Raw genomic sequence first — 2,430 nt, forward strand, 5'->3', positions numbered from 1 at the left:
GGCCACGACCCCGCAGGGCTGCGCTCGGCCCTGTGCCGGGATTCGGTGAGAAATGGCTACGCACTGAGCCGCTGCGTGGCCCCGCGATGTCGAAAGCCGAAGTGCGAACCTCCGATCCGTACCCAAAACGACGCTTGCACGGCCGCTGCCTACCTGCCAGACTGGCCGAAAAGGGCGTTTGAATTTCCTATACCCCGCTGCCGCTCCAGCTTGACAGTTGGGGGGGAGGCCTTGATATGCTCAACGAGCATGAAAACTCCAGGAAGGTAATTCAGGGAGTCGCCATGGAGGCAAGCCCCGGGTCCTTTGCCATGAGTCCTTTGCCATGAGACCCGGGACTTGCCTCCCTTTTTAATGAACATTGGCTATCAGACCATGACATCAGAGCAGGGTCTGCAAGGGGAGGTTGGGATGCAAAGCTTTATGAGGTTCGAAAACAAGGTTGTCGTCATTACTGGTGCCGGTAGCGGGATTGGCGCTGCCGCAGCACGTCGCTTTGCATCGGAAGGGGCGATCGTCGTCCTGGCCGACTGGGACAAGACGGCCGCCGAAAAAGTGGCTTCCTCCCTGCCGGAGAAGCGGACACTGGTCATCGGCGTCGATGTCTCTGACGTGACGTCGGTCAGGGCGATGTTCGACCGCGTTGTGGAACAGTTCGGCAAAGTCGATGTGCTCATCAACAATGCCGGCGTGCATGCGACCGGCAGCGTCCTCGACTCCAGCCTGGAAGACTGGGAGCGGATCTCCGCCATTGATATCAATGGGGTAGTGTATTGCTCGAAATTCGCTCTTCCGCACCTGCTCAAGAGCAAAGGCTGCATCGTCAATACCGCTTCTGTATCGGGTCTCGGCGGCGACTGGGGAGCTGCATATTACTGCGCTGCGAAAGGTGCCGTATCCAACCTGACACGCGCGATGGCACTCGACCACGGCGGAGCCGGGGTGCGGGTCAATGCCGTTTGTCCGAGCCTGGTAAAGACCAACATGACCGCCAACTTCCCGGAAGCGGTGAACCAGAAATTCAATGAACGCATCCCGCTCGGTAGAGCTGCAGAGCCTGAAGAGGTCGCTGCGGTCATGGCCTTTCTTGCCAGCGAAGATGCCAGTTTTGTCAATGGTGTCAATATTCCCGTCGATGGTGGCGTGACCGCCTCGGACGGTCAGCCTAAAATCGCCTGATCCGCTTGACGACATAAAAGCCGGCGCATGCCCTGATCCCGCGGCGGACGCGCTTTTCCGACCTGGCGGCGGCCCTGCGCCACCGGTCTGCCTTGTCCGGTGGCAGCCGGCTACAGGGCAGTCTGAATTGCCTTGACCGCCATCAGGCCCACGATCAGGCCCACGATCAGGCCCGCCATCAGGCGGGTTGGGCCGGGCCTGGCCTGGCCGCTGGAGCAGGGCCTCTGCGGCAAGTTGCAACCCGGGAACGGGCTTTGCTGTCTCATGCGGTATCGCGGTACCCTGCGCAACCCCCATCGAGAAAGCCTGCCGTGCCGGAAAACATTCCGTTCATCCAGAGCTACCACGCTCGCACCCGCCACCACTTTGAAGCTTATGCCGCGGGCCCCGGGCAACTGGATTGGGATGCCCAGCCGGCCCCTTTCCGCCACTTTCATGGCGCCCCCTGCCTGTCCCTGCCGCTGAGCGCCGATCAGTTCGAACGTCCCTGGCATGATCCAGCCCCCACGGCTGCCGTGCCCACCGGCCTGGACAGCATCGGCGCCGTGCTGGAGCTTTCCTTCGGCCTCTCGGCCTGGAAAAGCTGGGGCCCCAGCCGCTGGGCCCTGCGCTGCAATCCCTCTTCGGGCAATCTGCACCCCACGGAAAGTTATCTGCTCTGCCGGGGCATTCCTGGCCTGGCCGATGGGGTGCACCACTACGACCCGCTCCAGCACCAGCTGGAAAGCCGGGCTCTGCTGAACCCCGGCGGCAGCCCCTGCCTGCTGCTGGGTCTGAGTTCCATCATGTGGCGGGAGGCCTGGAAATACGGGGAGCGGGCCTTCCGCTACTGCCAGCTCGACCTGGGCCACGCCCTGGGCGCCATCGCCTATGCCGCCCACCTGCTGGGCTGGCAGGCCCGGCCTCTGGCCCTGGGCAGCGAGCGTCTGGCAAAGTTGCTGGGCCTCAACCGGAGCGAAGACTTTCCCTCCACCCCCTATCCGTTCACGGAAGCCGAGGAGCCGGAAATCCTGCTGGCCCTCCAGGCCCCGGGATTACCGCCCCCCAGCCCCGGACAGTTGCAGGCACTGGAGGCAGAACTGCAAGCTGCCTCGTGGCAGGGCCAGGCCAGCCTCATCGACCCCGATCCCGGCTATCGCTGGCCCCTGATCGACCAGGCCGCCCAGGCCAGCCGCCTGCCCGATGACTGGCTGGCCTGGGCGGCCTGGTCGATCAGGGGCCAGCGATAGCCGGGATCGGGGTCGATGAGGC

General features: G+C 63.8%; 3 protein-coding genes. 2 read left to right on the forward strand and 1 reads right to left on the reverse strand.

All coding sequences use genetic code 11. The features are described from left to right. Window positions 1-411 precede the first annotated feature (411 nt). Window positions 412-1,179 (forward strand): SDR family NAD(P)-dependent oxidoreductase, encoded by a 768-nt coding sequence (locus DFO68_RS15305; RefSeq protein WP_243726540.1) that lies wholly within the window; start codon window positions 412-414, stop codon window positions 1,177-1,179. Between the two features lie 110 nt (window positions 1,180-1,289). Here the strand turns inward: DFO68_RS15305 and DFO68_RS15590 are convergent, their stop codons facing one another. Beyond that, window positions 1,290-1,445 (reverse strand): hypothetical protein, encoded by a 156-nt coding sequence (locus DFO68_RS15590; protein WP_166637594.1) that lies wholly within the window; start codon window positions 1,443-1,445, stop codon window positions 1,290-1,292. A 45-nt stretch (window positions 1,446-1,490) separates the two neighbouring features. Here DFO68_RS15590 and DFO68_RS15310 point away from each other — a divergent pair, with 45 nt between their 5' ends. Continuing rightward, window positions 1,491-2,408, forward strand: coding sequence for a SagB/ThcOx family dehydrogenase (locus DFO68_RS15310; protein ID WP_133484461.1), 918 nt, complete (start codon window positions 1,491-1,493; stop codon window positions 2,406-2,408). Window positions 2,409-2,430 lie beyond the last annotated feature (22 nt).

The sequence above is a fragment of the Halomonas ventosae genome (genome assembly GCF_004361885.1).
Taxonomy (GTDB): domain Bacteria; phylum Pseudomonadota; class Gammaproteobacteria; order Pseudomonadales; family Halomonadaceae; genus Halomonas; species Halomonas ventosae_C.

Coding starts and splice junctions, on each gene's coding strand:
- DFO68_RS15590 (WP_166637594.1), bottom strand. CDS start 1,445: ATGAGACAGCAAAGCCCGTTCCCGGGTTGCAACTTGCCGCAGAGGCCC.
- DFO68_RS15305 (WP_243726540.1), top strand. CDS start 412: ATGCAAAGCTTTATGAGGTTCGAAAACAAGGTTGTCGTCATTACTGGT.